Source organism: Pseudanabaena sp. FACHB-1998 (assembly GCF_014696355.1).
In the GTDB taxonomy this organism is placed as follows: domain Bacteria; phylum Cyanobacteriota; class Cyanobacteriia; order Pseudanabaenales; family Pseudanabaenaceae; genus Pseudanabaena.
In genome coordinates, this window is sequence record NZ_JACJQA010000041.1 from 45,720 (window position 1) to 63,152 (window position 17,433).

Annotated in this window: 21 protein-coding genes; 3 read left to right on the forward strand and 18 right to left on the reverse strand. The window is 41.4% G+C overall.

Going from position 1 to position 17,433, the window contains the following annotated elements; translation table 11 throughout:
• Positions 1-157: 157 nt before the first annotated feature.
• The 18 genes from rd to H6F42_RS16935 all read right to left on the reverse strand — a co-directional run bounded on the left by rd (position 158) and on the right by H6F42_RS16935 (position 15,129).
• Positions 158-361: a rubredoxin gene (rd, locus tag H6F42_RS16850; protein WP_190400529.1), complete on the reverse strand. Its 204-nt coding sequence runs from the start codon at positions 359-361 to the stop codon at positions 158-160.
• A gap of 59 nt (positions 362-420) precedes the next feature.
• Positions 421-1,935, reverse strand: coding sequence for an FAD-dependent oxidoreductase (locus H6F42_RS16855; protein WP_190400530.1), 1,515 nt, complete (start codon positions 1,933-1,935; stop codon positions 421-423).
• Between the two features lie 139 nt (positions 1,936-2,074).
• A complete protein-coding gene (locus H6F42_RS16860; protein WP_242018486.1) occupies positions 2,075-2,836 on the reverse strand; it encodes a fatty acid desaturase in 762 nt (253 codons plus the stop codon).
• 111 nt (positions 2,837-2,947) lie between these two features.
• A complete protein-coding gene (locus H6F42_RS16865; protein ID WP_190400590.1) occupies positions 2,948-3,118 on the reverse strand; it encodes a chlorophyll a/b-binding protein in 171 nt (56 codons plus the stop codon).
• A gap of 224 nt (positions 3,119-3,342) precedes the next feature.
• A complete protein-coding gene (locus H6F42_RS16870) occupies positions 3,343-4,110 on the reverse strand; it encodes an SAM-dependent methyltransferase (RefSeq protein ID WP_190400531.1) in 768 nt (255 codons plus the stop codon).
• 14 nt (positions 4,111-4,124) lie between these two features.
• The gene (locus H6F42_RS16875; protein ID WP_190400532.1) at positions 4,125-4,862 is read right to left on the reverse strand and encodes a DUF3891 family protein; all 738 of its coding nucleotides are present in this window, start codon (positions 4,860-4,862) and stop codon (positions 4,125-4,127) included.
• 173 nt (positions 4,863-5,035) lie between these two features.
• Positions 5,036-6,136: an iron-containing redox enzyme family protein gene (locus H6F42_RS16880; RefSeq protein ID WP_190400533.1), complete on the reverse strand. Its 1,101-nt coding sequence runs from the start codon at positions 6,134-6,136 to the stop codon at positions 5,036-5,038.
• Positions 6,133-6,567, reverse strand: a complete 435-nt coding sequence (locus tag H6F42_RS16885; protein ID WP_190400534.1) for a DUF2382 domain-containing protein — start codon at positions 6,565-6,567, stop codon at positions 6,133-6,135. Before H6F42_RS16885 ends, H6F42_RS16880 begins: the two co-directional genes overlap by 4 nt.
• A 127-nt stretch (positions 6,568-6,694) precedes the next feature.
• Complete coding sequence (locus H6F42_RS16890; RefSeq protein ID WP_190400535.1) at positions 6,695-7,561, reverse strand: DUF2382 domain-containing protein; 867 nt, start codon at positions 7,559-7,561, stop codon at positions 6,695-6,697.
• Between the two features lie 121 nt (positions 7,562-7,682).
• On the reverse strand, positions 7,683-9,404 hold the full coding sequence (locus tag H6F42_RS16895) for an HAD-IIB family hydrolase (protein WP_190400536.1): 1,722 nt from the start codon (positions 9,402-9,404) through the stop codon (positions 7,683-7,685).
• A 69-nt stretch (positions 9,405-9,473) separates the two neighbouring features.
• A complete protein-coding gene (locus H6F42_RS16900; protein WP_190400537.1) occupies positions 9,474-9,959 on the reverse strand; it encodes a DUF1269 domain-containing protein in 486 nt (161 codons plus the stop codon).
• Between the two features lie 72 nt (positions 9,960-10,031).
• Entirely contained in the window at positions 10,032-10,502 is a 471-nt protein-coding gene (locus H6F42_RS16905) for a hypothetical protein (RefSeq protein ID WP_190400538.1), read from the reverse strand.
• Between the two features lie 126 nt (positions 10,503-10,628).
• Positions 10,629-10,889 carry a chlorophyll a/b-binding protein gene (locus H6F42_RS16910; protein WP_347272326.1) on the reverse strand — a complete coding sequence of 87 codons (261 nt, stop codon included), beginning with the start codon at positions 10,887-10,889 and terminating at the stop codon, positions 10,629-10,631.
• Between the two features lie 290 nt (positions 10,890-11,179).
• Positions 11,180-12,586 carry a PRC-barrel domain-containing protein gene (locus H6F42_RS16915; RefSeq protein ID WP_190400540.1) on the reverse strand — a complete coding sequence of 469 codons (1,407 nt, stop codon included), beginning with the start codon at positions 12,584-12,586 and terminating at the stop codon, positions 11,180-11,182.
• A 35-nt stretch (positions 12,587-12,621) separates the two neighbouring features.
• Positions 12,622-12,813 carry a hypothetical protein gene (locus H6F42_RS16920; RefSeq protein WP_190400541.1) on the reverse strand — a complete coding sequence of 64 codons (192 nt, stop codon included), beginning with the start codon at positions 12,811-12,813 and terminating at the stop codon, positions 12,622-12,624.
• 219 nt (positions 12,814-13,032) lie between these two features.
• On the reverse strand, positions 13,033-13,524 hold the full coding sequence (locus tag H6F42_RS16925; RefSeq protein ID WP_190400542.1) for a BON domain-containing protein: 492 nt from the start codon (positions 13,522-13,524) through the stop codon (positions 13,033-13,035).
• Between the two features lie 182 nt (positions 13,525-13,706).
• Entirely contained in the window at positions 13,707-14,294 is a 588-nt protein-coding gene (locus tag H6F42_RS16930; RefSeq protein ID WP_190400543.1) for a general stress protein, read from the reverse strand.
• A 127-nt stretch (positions 14,295-14,421) separates the two neighbouring features.
• A complete protein-coding gene (locus tag H6F42_RS16935; RefSeq protein ID WP_190400544.1) occupies positions 14,422-15,129 on the reverse strand; it encodes a manganese catalase family protein in 708 nt (235 codons plus the stop codon).
• A gap of 667 nt (positions 15,130-15,796) precedes the next feature.
• Between H6F42_RS16935 and H6F42_RS16940 the strand changes: the two genes are divergently transcribed.
• The 3 genes from H6F42_RS16940 to H6F42_RS16950 all read left to right on the forward strand — a co-directional run bounded on the left by H6F42_RS16940 (position 15,797) and on the right by H6F42_RS16950 (position 17,413).
• Entirely contained in the window at positions 15,797-16,372 is a 576-nt protein-coding gene (locus H6F42_RS16940) for a YtxH domain-containing protein (protein WP_190400545.1), read from the forward strand.
• Positions 16,373-16,455: 83 nt separating this feature from the next.
• On the forward strand, positions 16,456-16,704 hold the full coding sequence (locus tag H6F42_RS16945; RefSeq protein WP_190400546.1) for a GlsB/YeaQ/YmgE family stress response membrane protein: 249 nt from the start codon (positions 16,456-16,458) through the stop codon (positions 16,702-16,704).
• A gap of 208 nt (positions 16,705-16,912) precedes the next feature.
• Positions 16,913-17,413: a hypothetical protein gene (locus H6F42_RS16950; protein WP_190400547.1), complete on the forward strand. Its 501-nt coding sequence runs from the start codon at positions 16,913-16,915 to the stop codon at positions 17,411-17,413.
• Positions 17,414-17,433 lie beyond the last annotated feature (20 nt).

Consider the following 17,433-nt stretch of genomic DNA (forward strand, 5'->3'; position numbering starts at 1 on the left):
TTTACCAAATTCTTACCCCCCTCAGTCCCCCTTGGAAGGGGGGAAGTCTGAGTTCTCCCCCTTCCAAGGGGGGACTGAGGGGGGTCTAGATATTAGGTGTGTCAAGTATATGAATGCCTTTTTAAGGGGACTGGGGGGATCTTTAATAAATAGAAGATTAGACTAGGGCTGGTTCCATTAGTGGAACATCGGTTGCGGGTGCATCTTCTGGCTCAAAGTCAGATTTGGGGGTTCCACAATTGGGGCAAACCCAATCATCGGGCAAGGCTCCAAAGGGAATACCAGGTTCAATACCTGAGGCGGGATCGCCGATCGCAGGATCGTAGACATATCCACAAGTTTTACAGATATACTTTTCCATTTTTGACTCCAAATTCCTAAATATAAAATGTTTTTAGAAGCACATACTTGATGGTGAATTTAGCTAACGACTGGCTCCAAGTCCTTGACAGCAGGTCCTTGAATCACCTTGCCTTCGCAGCTATACCTTGCGCCGTGACAAGCGCAATCCCAACTTTTCTCAGCGTTGTTCCAACTCACGATACAACCGAGGTGAGAACAAGTCGCCGAGACAGAGTGGACAGTTCCCTCTTCATCGCGATAAGCAGCCACTTTCTCATTGTCGATAGTCAGTAGTTTTGCTTCACCTTTAGCTACTTCGCTAAAAGAATTAGACAATAACCCTTTAAAGCGATCGCCAATCCAGCGAGTTACCACATCAGCTTCTTGTTTGACCGATTCCACTGTTACAAATGGAGTCGCCCGCAGCGAGTCATATAAATCTGCGTAGGGATTTTCTTTTCCGAGAATTAAGTCAGTCAGGATCATCGCAGACATGGTTCCCTTCGACATGCCCCAGAGACTAAATCCTGTGGCGACATAGATATGCTTGTTAAAAGGAGTCAAGTTGCCAATGAAAGGAAGCTTGTCAAATGACACCATATCTTGGTTTGACCAACGGTAAGCAAAGGTGTCAATGTTGAAGCGATCGCGAGCATAGGATTCTAGTTTTTGATAACACTCTTCCGTATTAGTAACTGTGCCAACTTTGTGACCTTCACCGCCAACCAATAGGAGTAGTCCATCCTCATAGGGAGTAGTACGAATCGAATGCGAATTTTCGCCACTACCGATATACATTCCTTCGGGTGCGATCGCAGCCTCAATTTTTGCGCCCACGATGTAGGAGCGTTCGGGATAGGTTTTAGCGAAGAAAAGTCCTAAATTTAGAATCGGTAGATTCGTTGCGACGATTACATCCTTGGCGGTAATTACCCCCAGATCGGTAACAACGTAACAGGAATCACCTTCATCAACCTTCTGAACTCTGGTGTTCTCAAATAAGTAACTGCCATCGCCAGTAATATTTTTAGCAAGATGGAGTAAATATTTGCGAACATGAAACTGAGCTTGGTTATCCAGCTTAATTGCTCCTGCGATCGCAAAGGGCAATGATGTTTCGGTAACAAAGCTGGCGAGAAGTCCTAATTTATGAGCAGCTTCCACTTCAAGTTTAACTAGCTCCAGTTCGCTATCTGGTTCCGCAAAAGTGTAAGCGCTTTGACGACTAAAATCACAATCAATCTGCTCATCAGCGACAAAATTTGCCACTTGCTCAACCGCAGCTTGATTAGATTCTGCATAAAGTTTTGCTTTTTGCTCTCCAATTTGCTTAATTAAATCAGCATAAATTAATTGATGTAATGCTGTCACTTTCGCAGTTGTATGACCACTGACACCTGCGGCAATCTGTCTAGACTCAATGATCGCGACAGTTTTTCCAGCCTTTTTTAACAGTGTTGCTGCGGTCAGTCCGACAATACCGCCGCCGATAATCGCTACATCCACTGTGACCCTATTTTCAAGAGAAGGATAGGTAGTTGCGGGAGTGGAGTCAATCCAAAAGGAGGCGTGTTTTTCAGATAGATTTTTCATGGCGAATTAAGAACTGGCGCGTGAAAATACTGTGCAAAGTTCATAGAATATCTTCCTAATTTAATACTTGGAATTGGAAGGTATTTCCTTACGCTAACTATCACAAGTCAGGGTTTGGTTTATTGAATGATTTGGTTGATTATGAAATAAATTGTAATGAAGGAAGTTTCCACCAAGGTATATTGGGATGTGAATGATGCTCTTGGTGATAGCCAAAATGATAGCAAGTTAGCAATGACCACAAGAGAGGACGATAAATACTTTGAGCGTGAGCAGAATTTTGATAACCACCGATTGGTTCGCGATGGGGTAAAAAAGTCCCAAAATAGAAAACCTGAATCGAACTTAAAATCGTGGGAACTATTGAAAATAGAATTAAATTGGCATAGGCAATATTCAGAAAGCTATGCATACTTACATAGGCAATCAGTAAAACTGCTAATCGCCACCAACTCCAATACCTTTGCATAAAGCAGATGTACCAAGCGATCGCATTTTTATGTGTGCCATCATGAAAGTCAGGATCAGAATCTGTAGCGGGAGCGTGATGATGTTGCAAATGCTTTTTTGATATCTGCTCATAGGAGAAGAAACCATACAACAAGAGGGCAAAAGAACCAATCCAGTTGTTAATTTGATGATGCTTTGGCAAAATTGCGCCATGCATCGCATCATGGGCTGTGATAAAAAGCCCTGTACAAAGAAAAGTTTGCCACCCTATCATCGCTCCTAGCCAACCCCAAGAAATCCGTTCCATAGATACAGAATTCAATAAGAACCAAAAACTAATCGCCCAAATGATAATAATCAATAGAGCGATCGCTACTCCAGTCATACCAATTTTCGAGTCATCAAATAGAGGATGCATCGAAGGGTCGGAATTTTCTGAAGTTAGATTCATAGGAAATATTTTTAATGGAGGTTTAAAATGTTTAACCTCAAAGTAATTTGATGTTTTTGAGGGGGGGATTCCCCCTCCTTTTTGCTTTATTCTGGGACTGTGTAATTCAGTTTAGGAAACTGGTGGAACTGCGCCTGAGGACAAAATACCCCAAAACGCAAGAACACCTTTATGGGTGAACAATTCGATCGCGATCGCTGATACAAAGCCGATCATGGCAAAACGACCGTTCCAAAGTTCTGCTTGAGGAGTAAATCCGAGAATCCAAGCATTGCGAGACATTCCATTAACTCTATCAGCCTGTGGGGTGATTGTTTGAGATGTGCTAGTTGTAGGTGTTTCAGTTTGCATAGTAGTTGTTCCAAAATTATAAAATTGATTCAGTCTTACGACTTCCTTCTAGAATTACACATCAGTGATAGAAATCAGGTTATAGAATAAATGAGAACGTATATTTTGTATAAATAGCTCTCAAATGTTAATAAAAAACATCAAGATGAATAGATTCATAATGCAGTCATGATCTTAATCAACTCAGAAGACAAATCTACATTCCATGGAGCGTACTTCTTAAACAGAACACCCGCGAGAATATAGATGTTTGAAGAATAGAAAGCCTTGCCATGCTTATGCATTTCGGATATTCTCTGCCTTACCTGAGGTTCAGAACTGTAATACCCAAAATTCATCGGTGAAGTAATAAAATCCTGCACCTGATAACCTTGAGCGATCGCATACTCAATGGTGTCCACAGGATCAGAATATGCGGAAATCATCAGCATTGCATTTTGGCACTTCATCCCAAGAAGTTGCTTAGTTATTGATGACCCATCGGTTCCACCATGCAAAGCAGGCATATAGAGATCATTGTTGATTGCTGGCAGATAGGGAGGATTAGAGATCAAGTAATTGCCTTCGGATTGCCAATTACTTTGGAAAAAGCAAGAATTATGCACAACATATTTGTCACTAAGCTTATAGCGGTCAATCCGAAACTGAGCCACTTCACAGGATTTAGCGTTTAACTCATAGCCCTGAATTAAGCCACTAAATTGACTCTTGAGGAGGCTATTAATTACGGGGCTACCATCTCCTGCGCCAAACTCCACAATAGAATTGCAATCTTCGCAAGTATTCAACACCATTCTTTCGAGACATTGAGAATAGAACAGTGACTCTTCAGGACAGAAAAATATCTCTTGAGGGATGTGTTCAGGTACATGTTCGGATGTGTAGGTTTTGACTGGTTTAGAACGCAATAAAGATCTATTCATATAATTCTCAATATTTATTTTTTAGAAAATATCCATTCCAAGCTGGTGATCGGCGCTTGCTTGAGAGCTTTGATCAAGGTTTGATTGTCATCGTATTTAAGATCGGACAGATGGCAGCATTCCACATTTACGGTAAACTCTCTCTCCTCAAAGGGCCAAGGCTCCACCGTTAAATGTTTGTTTTCCAAGCAGCGCAGATCGTAACGTTGCTGGCGAATACCACTGGTAATCTCTACGGCTCGCCCATCTTCTGGCACTTGTCTTTGCACCAAGATTAAGGACAGGCGATCGCACCATTGCATAAACTGATAACTGCGTTCTGCTTCTTCCTTAGAAATCCCTAACTCCTTTTGCCACTGATTTTGGTCTTTTATTTGAGTTTCCAAAAAATCATGCCACTCATCGGAGACTTCTTTTTTGTTTTGATTGAGAAAACAAATGTGCATAGAAGTTAGCATCGTTACCCATCGACCGCGATAGCAAGAATTCTCAAGGTGCTTTTTTAGCTTCTCTAAAGATACTTCGGGAGGTATTTGGGCGAGAGTAAAGTCTAAGGGAGCGCCGCATTCGGTTAAGTGATTGTCGAGCCACTCTTTTTCGAGATCATCATGATGCGAGATTGCCGCAAGAGTTTCGTAAAAGCGAATGGGAACGTTAGCGCGTTGCCATTGACCTCCTAGTTGAGCGGCTAACAAGGCATGAGCGCGATGATAAATCACCTCCCATCCCTCTGTAGTCAGATTTACGATCATAAATTTTTCTCTAGGTTGAATAATTTAGGACTTACGCAAAATTTAAATTGCTCTCACCCCCCAGCCCCCTCTCCCATTAGAGGAGAGGGGGAGTAAAACTAATTTTTTATTCCCCTCTCCCCTTTTGGGAGAGGGGCTAGGGGTGAGGGTGATTTTGTTCCACGTAAAATCAGTTATTTAAAATTAGAGTTTTGAATTAGCGTCGTGACTGCTGCCGCCGCCCGATCGCCCATAAATTTTTCTTGGTCATAGCCCAGTACTAATTCCCAAGCATCATCGGGATACATCTCCGCTAAGGGTAGAGCTACATCGGTAAGCATCCATTGCCCATGACGTTCATCTTCCCGAATATGCAATTCCCAATAGCCCATAGCCGCATCTGAAAGTCTCATTCGTTTCGCTGCCTCCAAATAATCGGTATAAATTGCGGGTCCCGCTATCTCAAAATAGGTCAGTCCACCGTTGTAGCGGAGAAAATGGCGTTTGCGCTCAGTTAACAAAAAATTGTGATTGATACTTGCCAAAACTTGCCACGGCACAAGATCCAGATAAGCTTCGGGTTCGGTGTTCAAACCTAATTCCGCCATCATTTGAGCAAAAAAAGTAGAATGCTTTCTCGAAAGTCGACCATTGCCATATTCTTCGAGCAGTACGCGCATCAGAGTGGACTGAATTTCGTTACTCGCGCCACCCAAAATCCTTGAAAGGCGACTAGCTTCCACTAATCCATCTAAAGAGGCGATCGCTAACAATAGGCGATATCCCATTAAGTTTATATCCTCTCGTAGATACCGCTTTGACTCAGATATAAACGGATTTAAATCGACCTCAGCCCGTTCTTGCAAAGCTGGTTTAACCTCTGATAGCGGGATTTTTTGAATATCCACTTGGGTTAATTCCCATGCTTGCCAGACTGACTCAATGCGATCGCGGACTTCTTTTACATAAGTGGATCGCTCATTGGTATATAACTGTAAAGAATCGAACCAAAACAGATTGAGCCGATTGATTCTATATAGCGATCGCTGCAAAAACCAGTTTGCTTGTTCGGAATTTGAGCTTTCTGTATAGGCTTCAATTAAAGCTAAGGAGAGAAATTTTTCAAAATTTTCAATCAAATTTGGTTGTTTTTTCACCTGCTCGTCTAAATTTTCTAGGGTGAGCAGCCAAGCAAATTGTTGATCGGTTGCTTCATAACTAGATAGTTGGACAATCGGCAATAAGCTACCAAACTTTTGCTTAGAGGAGAATGGAGAAGGTGGGACTAATATCATAATAAAGAATCTGTTAACACTTCTTGACAGGTTTTTTGCGTAAAAGCATCTGCTACTTTAATTTCAATATCTAGCCCTGTAATTCTTGGGTCAGGTAAATTCGCGATCGCTTCTAAAAACTTATGCGCTAACTTAATAGAGTCGAACTCACTTTTGACTATTAGCGTAGAAGACTCGGAAATAGTTGTTTCATTTATTTGAACCAATGAATCTTGATCACTATCCAAATCAATAATCGCAATTTGTTTATGCTCAGGAGAAATTTGTTCTACTATTAATTTTTCGCGACGAATAGGAATCTCAATAATCTGAGTCACAACTTCTTTACGAATAATTATCTCTCCCACTTTATGTCTATTTATACAAGCAATTAAACGCTCCTCTAATAAAGAGATAGGTGGAATTAGATTGTCTTTTTTATCAACATCCATAATATTGGAGAATATAAATTAAATCAGATTTTTGTTCCAAGTAGCGCCAAGCAACACTTTGAACAAAAATCTGGGCTTTATTTCCGCAAAAGGCTTTGTAAGGGCGATCGCAATAATTCTGGTGGATTTACTGCCTAGCTTTTACAGCAGTCTTAGCATCATCTCGAACAATAGCTTTACCATCACCTGTTACTTCTACATGCTCACTGCGGAGTTGCTCTTCTCCAGTGGCAGTTTCTTTCTCAACAATCTTTTTCACATTTACCTCTTCGCGAACAAAGGCTTCTTTGCGAATGTCAACAGATTCCTCAAAAACCTCCATCCGCGCAATTTCTCCTTCTTGAAAGGCTCCTGCATTGACTGTAACTGCTACATGAGCATCTTTGGGAGTGTTTCGCTCCACGATCACTCTCTCTTTATCAAGAGGAACCGAGACTGCTGCTTTTTCGGTGTCAACACGTTTGCCGACAATCACATCTCCCGTCTTGCGGCGTTGTTTGTCAGCAATCAGATGCTCTTCATAGAGTTTCAAGTTTTGATGATCGCTATCGTTCAATTCATACATGGCAGCATCTTTCTCTTGCTCATCAGCAGGATGTGCTACAAATCCCGCTCCCGCAGATGATGCAGTGGAGTTCATGCCAGTGGGACGATATCCGTTTCTCACTTTCTCTTCGTAGCTGCGATCAACTACATCGTTTTCATTGTAGTTAGGAAGACTTTCCACTTGGGCTTTACTAAAAGCATCAATATAAACCCGTTTAGATTTATGATCAAACCTAGCTTTCCCAATTGGTAGAAGAACCTTCTTGCCCAGTCCCCATACGCCCGTATTAATTACCAAATAGCGTAAACTTCCATTTTCTTCGACCAGAATATCTGCGATAGAGCCGACTTTTTCTTGTCCAGTGTAGACATCGAATCCAGTCAAATCAATGCCATCAAAGTGTTTTTGATAGTTTGGATCAAAGTCTTTAATCTTACATACTGTCATATGATTCATTCCCAAATAATTTTGTTTCGCTCTAAAAACTAGATTATTAATAGAGAGTTCGACTTTGTGGATGATTTGATTAAATTGATTTGATATGAAATAGAATGTAATGCCTTTCAGTTTAAGCAGGTAAAGTATAGCGTTTTTCGATCGCTAATTTAATGCGATCGCGGCTATCAGTGGGGGAGAGATTGGTGTCAGTTTCAATCTCGCTGACTTCAGCCGCCAAGGATTTATCCTTAATCGAATTTTGCAACCATCTGGAATAATCTTGGAGATGCAAATGATGTAACCAAGTGCGATCGTCTACGCCTGCCGCTAATTGGATAAACATAATTAGGTTCTGCGCTTTGAGGTTTAGCTGATTATTTTCGCCTCTAAAAAAGAAACAGCGATCGTTGCCCAAATTCCCTTCCGCATAATTCCGCATATGACGCTGACGTTCTTGCAGAGGGCGGATGACTTCAAATTGAAATGGTTGATCTTCAGTTGTCAGAAACCAAGCAACTGCCGATCCTGAAGCCAGTTCTAGGGAAAGGGGATCATTAGGTAGGGGATGTCCTACCGTGGTGCAAAAATCTTTAAAGGTCTGCATGGGTGACTTGACAGCAATCACGGTGTCAATAAGAGACAAAGCCGAAGTTGCCACATGCTCAGGATGAACTGTCACCATCAAAATGCCATTAACAGACTGCGGCAAAGTAACTGCGGCATTCCAATCTGCATGAAACATATGATGTACTTCATCAATAACGATCCAATGAGGTCGTCCAGTTCGCACCCGCATTTCTAATAGAGAAGGTAATAATTGAGCGAGAAATAAGGGGCGATCATTGATTTTCACTCCCATTAAATTTACGATTAAGTTTTGTTCGGGCTTACTTAAAACTGTTAACACTTCTGCGGAAGTCGGAATCTGTTGAGCATTGCCCAAGATAACTGTTTTATCAAAACTTTGATAGTCTCCTTCAGGATCAATGATGCAGACTTGGTAGCTCTTATCAATAAACCGCTCGATTAATCCTGTGGCTAAGGTTGATTTACCGCCCCCCGAGATTCCAGCCAACATAATATTGCGGTTAAGTGGCTGAATATAGACATCGCGATCGCCATCAAGTTTACCCAATAAGATGCGATGGCGATCGGGCAAAATAGAAGACTCTCGAAGATCGTCTGTCAGGTCTAGAGTTAATAATCTCTCTATTAATTCAACTACACCCTCACCTCGATTCTCGTCCGTTACCCAATCTACTTCACTCTTGACTGATGGGAGGGCATTGGCAACGGCTACCGAAAGCTCACATAATTTGAGAAAAGATAGATCATTCTCGGCATCACCAACTGCCACAGTATTACGGACAGACAATCCCATTCGGTCAAGAGCTTCACTTAGTCCCGAAGCTTTGTTTATGCCTGCTGGCAAAACCATTACTGCACCTTTATTAAAGATTACCTGTAGATCTAATCCCAGTTCTCTAATTACGGTGAGTACTTCCATTTCATTAGGTTCCCATGTTGCCACGATCACTTTGCCAACGGCAAGGGGTTCAATATTACGCGATCGCAAAGCCTGCACAAACTTCTCAGGTGGCAAACTACCTAACAATATTTCTTCGCGAGTGGGAGGGAAGTAAATGACGGCTCCATTCTCAGCTACAATACAGTCAAACAAGTTGACTTCAGGAAATACTTGGATAAGATCTTCTAGTTGCCGACCTGTAGCTAAAATCAGCTTCCGTCCCGATTTTTGTAATCTTTTAAGAGCATCTAGGGTCGCCTCAGATACTTTTCCATCCTTGGCTAAAGTTCCATCGTAATCTGTAGCTAGTATTAAATAGTGCATAAGTGTTGAGTAATTATCATGATAAAAAGTTCTATTCTCAGTTACTGAAAACTGAAAATAGAACTGAAATTACGCTTTTGCTAAAACTGCCTGTAACTTGGCTTCATCTTCGTTGGATAGAGAAGTTTTAAGTACTTTGCCTTTAAATTTACTAAGATCTTCGAGTACTTTGTCAGAAGTGGCTTTCCTTACTAATACAAAAATTGCAGATGTACCAGGAGTAATTGTGTTACCAATCTCTCGAATAAAGTTGTCATCAATCCCAATGTCCGTAAATGCTCCAGACAAGCCTCCAGCTACCGCCCCAACAGCCCATCCTAAGAGAGGATTAAAAAAGATAAATCCAAATAGCAAACCCCAGAATCCTCCACTCAATGCTCCAGCGGCAGTAAGTTCTTGAGTCTGTTTGATCCGCACTTTTCCTTCTTTATTTCTGATGGCGATCGCTGCGTCTTCCAGATCGATTAGATGCTCTTGTTGAAGTTTTCGGAGTTCTAGCATAACTGCTTCAGCAGTAAACTCATCATCAAAGCCAACAGCAATTAGACTACTCATTTATTGATCCTGTGGATAATTTTTCATTATTTAGACAAAAAGCGGTACTTTGCACCGCTTTTTGTATTTGGGTTAAGATTTAATCTTGTCTTTGATGGATTCTGCCGCATCAGATGCTTTCCCAGTAAGTGAGTTGATGGCATCTCCAGCTTTATCTAAAGCGCTATCTACACCATTTTTAGTGTCTTCGCCAGCCGAACTCATTTTGTCTCCCACTTTGTTAAAAGCTTTTTCTGCTTGCTTCACAATTGGAGGGGTTTTCTCATTCCGACTACGATTCATTTTGTCGAAATCAGCAGTTCCCTGAACCTCATTTAAACCTTGATTCGACCCATCCCCAGATGTATATTCTGGATTAGTATCGTAGGGACTAGTTTTTAATATATCTTCAGATTTTTTCTGAATGTTGGGCATAGGGAGGTTGTCAATGATTTGATTTGTGTCACTTTGAACAGCGCTCACTGGTGCAACATTTACAAATGTCACCAATACCAAAACAGCAACTATAACTAGTAACCGCTTAAAAAGTTGAATGAGTTTCATAGAGTTTCTCCTAAGTCTAATTAGCATCGTAAAACGTTTCTCAGGCTACTATTACAAGAGCATGTTTGATTTCTTGAATGAGTTGATTGATTAAGAAATAAACCTTAATAGCCCAGAAAATTTACTCTATGAAACTGGAACTGTTCCTGAAGCTAAGATACCCCAAAAATGGAGAACGCCTTGATGGGTAAATAGCTCGATCGCGATCGCTGATACAAAGCCAATCATGGCTAAGCGACCATTCCAGAGTTCTGCTTGCGGTGTGATTCCTGCAATCCAAGCGTTACGATTCATTGCTTTTGCGGCTTCAGCCTGTGGTGTATTAGTTTGCATAGTTCTTTCTCCAAAATTCAAAAATTTGTTTAGTCTTTCGACTTCCAATAGAATTACATATGCATGATGGAAATAGGGTTGCAGAACCTTTGAGAACGTCTGATTTGCATGAGTATTTCTTAAATATTGACCTAAAGAGATAGATAACCCAAAGAGGAGTGGCGGCGCGAAGCGCCGCCACTCCTCTTTTTAAGAAAAATGGCAACAGCTAAATGGCTAGGCGCAATAAATATAAAAAACTAAAACCTGTAGCCTGTGACCCACATTGTGGGTCACAGGCTACAGGTTTAGCTACGCCTAACAAATTAAGATATGGCTTTGCCCTTTCTTAATTTGTTATAACTCTAAGTTAGAGCCGCTTTACCAGCGTCAGGAGCGCGTAAATCCTCTAAAGATAGAGTAGGTGTGTCTGTATAAACAGAATCCAGCAAGACTTCCAAAACATCCGCATCACGCGAAATAGCGATCGCTTGGTGGGTAATTAATTCCCCGACATTGAGGATTACTTCATCATTGCGATCGAGAATAACGCGAGTTACAGGACGACCCAAAGCACCTTTAATTCTCTTATCTTCAATGGCTTGGTTACCATGATCTTGGAGATTACTAGCAGTTTCTTTCACCTGCTCCCATAGTCCCTTAGCGCCATCCTTAACCTGTTGTCCGACATTAGACCCAGTAACTCTCAAAGCATCACCTGTAGTTAAACCAACAGCTTCCAATAAGGCTTGTTCTTGATGATGAGTTTTGGCTCTTTCGATTACTCGTGAAGTGACAATCTGTCCCTCCACTGCCACTACTGAACCTTCAGGCGTGAAAATCATTTTGTTAACTCGCCGTCCTTGCGCTTGTTCAATGCCAATATTTGCACCGATACCTGCGACACTTCCAGATAATCTTTCTCCTAATCGATCTTTGACACTGCCACCTGTCGCATGATAGAGATTATCAATCATATTACAGTTTCGAGCCGCCAGAATATGCGCTTGAGTAACAACCTGTCCTTCGCGAATTAAAGGTATACCGTCATTCGTTTCTATAGTTTCTTGAGCAACTTTTCCTAATACAAAAGCCTCTTGCTCTTCAGGATTCACAACAGCATTTGTAAAGGTTGTACTCGCCATTTGAGTAGCTTCGTGAAACTTTTCGCCTGTAAAGTGAGCAGCTTCTTGAGCTTTCTCTCCTGTAAATTGAGCCATTTCCTGCACTTTGCCACTGGCTGTTTGCATCGCACCTCTAATTCCACCGACTTGCTCTTGCATTAGGTCAGCAGTTTCCGAAGGAACGAAGGCAATATCTTCACCGATTTTAAGAGTGTCAGGGGCAGGCACAAAAGAGCGCCCAGAATAAGCATCTGCAAAAATGCCTCCAGACACCTCATATCCTTCGATCACGCCCGTAGTATCATCAAAATAAAGGTCTACCATTGTTCCCAAATCACGACCATCAACGGTCATAATTCTTGTACCCTTTAAGATGTTATCTCTTTCTAAAATGCTTTGAATTGCAGGAAATTCCGCAGCAGAATCTATAGCATTCCTAGAAGAGACAATTACAGCATCAGCACCGATCGCTTGAATTTTGCTCAAAGGTAGTACCAACGCATTGCTAAACCATCCACCTTCATCCACAAGGAAACCTAATAGCTGGTTCTTTTCTTGATCAAAGATTAAATCGACAATGGTCTTAAACTCTTCCCCAGAGTCGTAGGCGACTATAGGCTTCCCAATCATTCCTTTGCCATTACGCATTTTAGATATTCTCCTAAATTTGGTGAAAGTCAACCTTAATTGATAGGTTTGGTGTTTTTTGCAGGTTGGTTAGTATAAGTGCTTCTTACTTCAGTTTCTTTACCAAAATTAGGGATGAAGTCAATCACTCCAAAATATTCTAGTGCTACCACTCCACCACCAGCTATCAACACAGCTAAGCCCGTATACAGAAGAGAATTACTTTTCTTTCCTACAAGTCTAGGCATATATTTCCTCGCAGTTTCTAATTGTCTAGAAAAATGAAAAATTTTCTAGATCTATACCTTGTCAGCCTAATGATTGACTTCGTGAATGATTTGATTTAATTGGTTTATTAAGAAACAATCTGTTACAAAATCAATTGAGAGAGTGCGCCCCAAAGGGGCGCACTCTCTCAATTGATTTTTCCAAAGAAGAAATGGTGGCTTACACCGATCCTTCTAGGATTAATTATTCTGCGAAGTAGCTACTGCTTTAATCGTGACGGTTTTAACACCCTTGATTTCCATTGCTAAAGCCTTGATTTTATCAAGTTCAGCCATAGAAGGAACAGTGCCTGAGACGACAATATTTGCGTCTTTGGATTCTATAGTTAAATTCCCTTTAGGAATATTACCTTCTAATTTGCTCCGAACTTCACTCGCCAGATCAGTATCTGGTCGATTTGTGGAGTCACCCGTGCGTTGCTCACGCGCCCGAATATCTGATTCCAATTGCCTCTTGCGAGTTTCGTCTTGAGCATCATTTGCAGCCGCTTGAGTGTTTTGTGGTGAAGCGCTGGGGCTGCTAGTCGATTGAGTATTCTGCGATGAAGTGCTGCCACTAGTAGGGTTGGAGTTTGGGTTAGGAGCATCAGCGGAAGTTCGAGCATCGGTGCAGGCTACCACTGTAACTAAAAGAAAATTAGTTAGCAGCAGGGAAGTAATTTTTCTATTCATAGCAAGAATTCCTTAATTGATTACAGTCTGTTTAGTAGGGGGTTAGTAAGTAGCTAGCCCCAAGACCTGTGGCGCACGCGCAGCGTGCGCCACAGGTCTTGGGTTTTTATATTTAATTTTGCCTAGCTACTTACAGAGCAATTTTTAAAATTGCTCTGAATTTTAAGAAGGCACAGGGTGCTTTATCTCAAAGAAGTCTCGCCTGTTCTCGTAGAAGCACTATCCGAATTGTAAATACCCCATTCACGGATACCGTGACGTTGGAAAATCTCTTCAGCTTGGCGAACTTCTTGATCATTGCCGTCAACCATTACCAAGTAATCTCCTTGGTCTACGCGATCGCTATAGACTTTGGCACGGTCTTTAGGAATACCTAAACCTACCAAGCCTCCTACGAGACCACCCGCCGCAGCACCGATCGCACCACCAGTGAGAGTCGTCGCCAAAGCCGTCGCCGCCGCACCAGCCAACATCACGGGGCCAACTCCAGGAATGGCGACCAGTCCCAAACCTACGAGCAAGCCCGTAAGTCCTCCAGCCGCACCACCTGAAACAGCGCCTTTCTTAGCGCCTTCATCGGCTTTGTTGTCCAGATCCTTGAGGTTTTCGCCTGTTTGAGCGCCAGACATATCGGAGTTGTTATTGACATTGTTGCCAATGATCGAAATTTGATCCATATTGAATCCGCTACTTCTCAATTCACCCAATGCTGATTCAGCTTCGCGGTGAGTCGAAAATGTACCTGTAGCACGTCTGTTTTGTCCGATCATAATCTTTTCTCCGTTAATGAATTGATGTTTTGAAGAGTATTTCTCTCGCCGAAGGCGAGAGAAATACTAGTTATTCAGAAGATGTTTTGAATGGTGTTTTTCCCGCCTTCGGCGGCAGAAACACTAGTTACTTAGAAACTGATTTAGATGAATGCTTTAGGGGATCTTCAATGTAATCAAAGTCAGGCTCTGAATTCCAAGAACCTCTTTCGTCTTTACCACTGCCGTCCGTTGATAGGTTGTAGTAAAGCTTCACAGTTTCGTCAGGTTGAATATTCCCAAAGAAAGGATCAGTTAACTTGTCGAGAGAATCCAAAGCTTTCATAAACATTTGCGTATGAGAAATCTCTCTAGTCAGCAGGTGATGCAATGTTTTTAAAGTTCCATCATCCGTGGCGAGTTTAATCAAAGCTTCGTAGGTTTGCCGAGCGCCAGCCTCAGCCGCAATATTAGCTCTGAGGTCACGCACAACATCGCCGCCTTCATTTAGGTAGTTAGCAGTCCACGCGCTGCCTTGACTATCCAGAAAGTGTGGTCCCATGCCTTTCACAGCAAAAAGAGTGCTTTTATAGGCTTCCGTTTGATCGACATCCTTAGTATGGATTTCAATCAACTTGCCTACCATTTCTAAATGACCAAACTCTTCAATAGCGATGTCTTGCAACATGTCTTTGATGCCTGGAAGCTCAATATGAAATGATTGCACCCAGTACTGTAAAGCTGCGGAAAGTTCGCCTGTGGCTCCACCGAATTGTTCTAGTAAGAGTTGTGCAAAACGAGGATTAGCCTTATCTACTTGAACGGTATGAATGGGATCTTTCTTGTGAAAAAACATAATTTGACACTCAATTATTTTGTGTAATTTATGTAGATATAAGGCTGACTAAGTAAGTAGTCTCAGTTAAATATCAAATCTGAAAATCTATGTCTATGGAAGGAGATAGGTCTTAGATTCGGTTGTTAACTATACTGAGATACTTAAATATTTAAGCTTGATTCCATTTAATGAGTAGAATATCAATCAGTAATTTACTCATTGCAACTATCTTTACACCTGAATGTCATAAATCGTGTATAGACAAATATAAAAAACTGAATGAGTTGCATGAAATGGGTTAAAACTATTTAAATTGTTACAGTAATCACTTTTTTTCTAAGTAGGTAGATGCAATTAAATATAAAGATCTAAACACTGTAATAGAAGTACAGTATGATTTATAGCTTTTGGGCATGTTTTTAATTATGCCTAATTATTTAATAAAAGTGTTTGGATGATTTTTTAGTAGCGATCGCCAAAAATATAATCAAAAGATATGACGCACATAATAAATACTTTTTAATCTAGTCAAAATTTAGAAGGTTGGAAGATTTTATAGTAAAGATTTATCTACTTTTAGTGCAATTCACTCAATTTATACATTACCTAACCATGAGATCAAACAATCGCCTGTTAGTTTGAATGTTGACTCATGAAACCACACAAAAAACGTTAGGTAAAACAAATGGTTCATATCTTATACAGTGGCAAAGCCAATCATTTTGAGACTCCAGTTACTGCGGTACTAAATAGTATCAAGAAAGGATTCCTTTTGGCTTGCAGTTTCGCGTTGGTTCTAATGTTACAAGTGACATTCTTTAGTTCTGGGGCGATCGCATCTCCCTTGGCTAATATCTTTGGTGATCAAGTGGACAAAGTAACGCAAGGTGTCAAAACAGACATGGCGATCGACAAAGCCGCAGGTATTACTAAGGAAATCGGTCGCGATCTTCGCGATGGAAGAACCGACAAGGTGATTGACAAACTAGCGGACACATCTAAAGACCTTGCCAAAGAAGCAGAAAAACGCGCTAAAGACTTAGCTAAAAATGTGAAAGAAGGTACCAAGGAAAATCTTGGTAAAGCTAAGGACATGGCTAAGGACGCTAAAGGCAAAGTTAGTGAAGGTGTCGAGAAAACCAAAGAGGTGGTAAACGATGGCGCTAACGAAGTTAAGAATGGAGCCAAGGGCTTACCCGATCAAGCTGGTAACAAAGTCGATGAAGTTATTGATTCTGCCCAAAACTTCTTAGGACAGTAAATACAGTAAACGAACAGTCATTGCAAGGCGATGACTGTTCGTTCATTCCCCTCAATTTTAAATAGATAAACAGAGAAAAATGTATGGAATTTATTTGGTTTATTTTGATCGGACTAGTAGCCGGAGCCTTAGCTGGTCAAATAGTTCGCGGTGGTGGCTTCGGTGTGCTGGGCGATATTATTGTTGGTATTGTCGGCGCATTGTTAGGTGGTTTCCTATTTAATACCTTCGGAGTCTCTACAGGTGGTGGCTTAATCGGTAGCTTGTTTGTAGCTACGATTGGCGCAGTGATTCTCCTTTACGGTGTCCGTTTAGTTAATAGAACTTCTTAATTACCCGTTATAGCAATTTTCAAAGGAATATCTGCTCCTTTAAAAATTGCCATTTTACGAAGTTTGGGTAGATATAACGAGAGCAAAACCCATGTCATATCTATCCGATGGGTAAGTCCTAGAAGTAAGAAAAATACTTTCTATTTCTAGATTTTGTACAAGTTGTAAATAGATTTTGTAAATAGATTATTTTAGAGGATAAATAGAAATGAATGATAGAGATGTAAACCCTAGTACGGAAACTGACGCGAACCGTGATCCGATTTCTGGAGAAACAGGAGCCCATCCTGTAGGGACAGGCGTGGGAGCCGCAGGCGCTGGCACTGTAGGCACAGTTATCGGTGGTGCAGTTGGTGGCCCCGTAGGTGCAGTAGTTGGTGCGGTGATCGGCTCCGTAGTCGGTGGCTTAGCTGGAAAGAATGTGGCTGAGCAAGCTAATCCTACTTTTGAAGAAAATGATTGGCAACAGACTTATACTTCCAGTACCTATGTTGAGCCAGATAAAACCTACGAAGATTATCAACCCGCCTATCGTACTGGCTATGAAGGCTACGATCGCTATGGTCAAGATGGTCGGAGTTACAGCGAAGTTGAGACCGATTTGCAACGTGATTATCAGAACAATCACCATGCAGGATTGCCTTGGGAACAAGCTAAACATGCAGTAAAAGATGCGTGGGATCGAGCGGCTAAGGCAATTCCTCGCTAAAACCATTTGGTTGACTACTT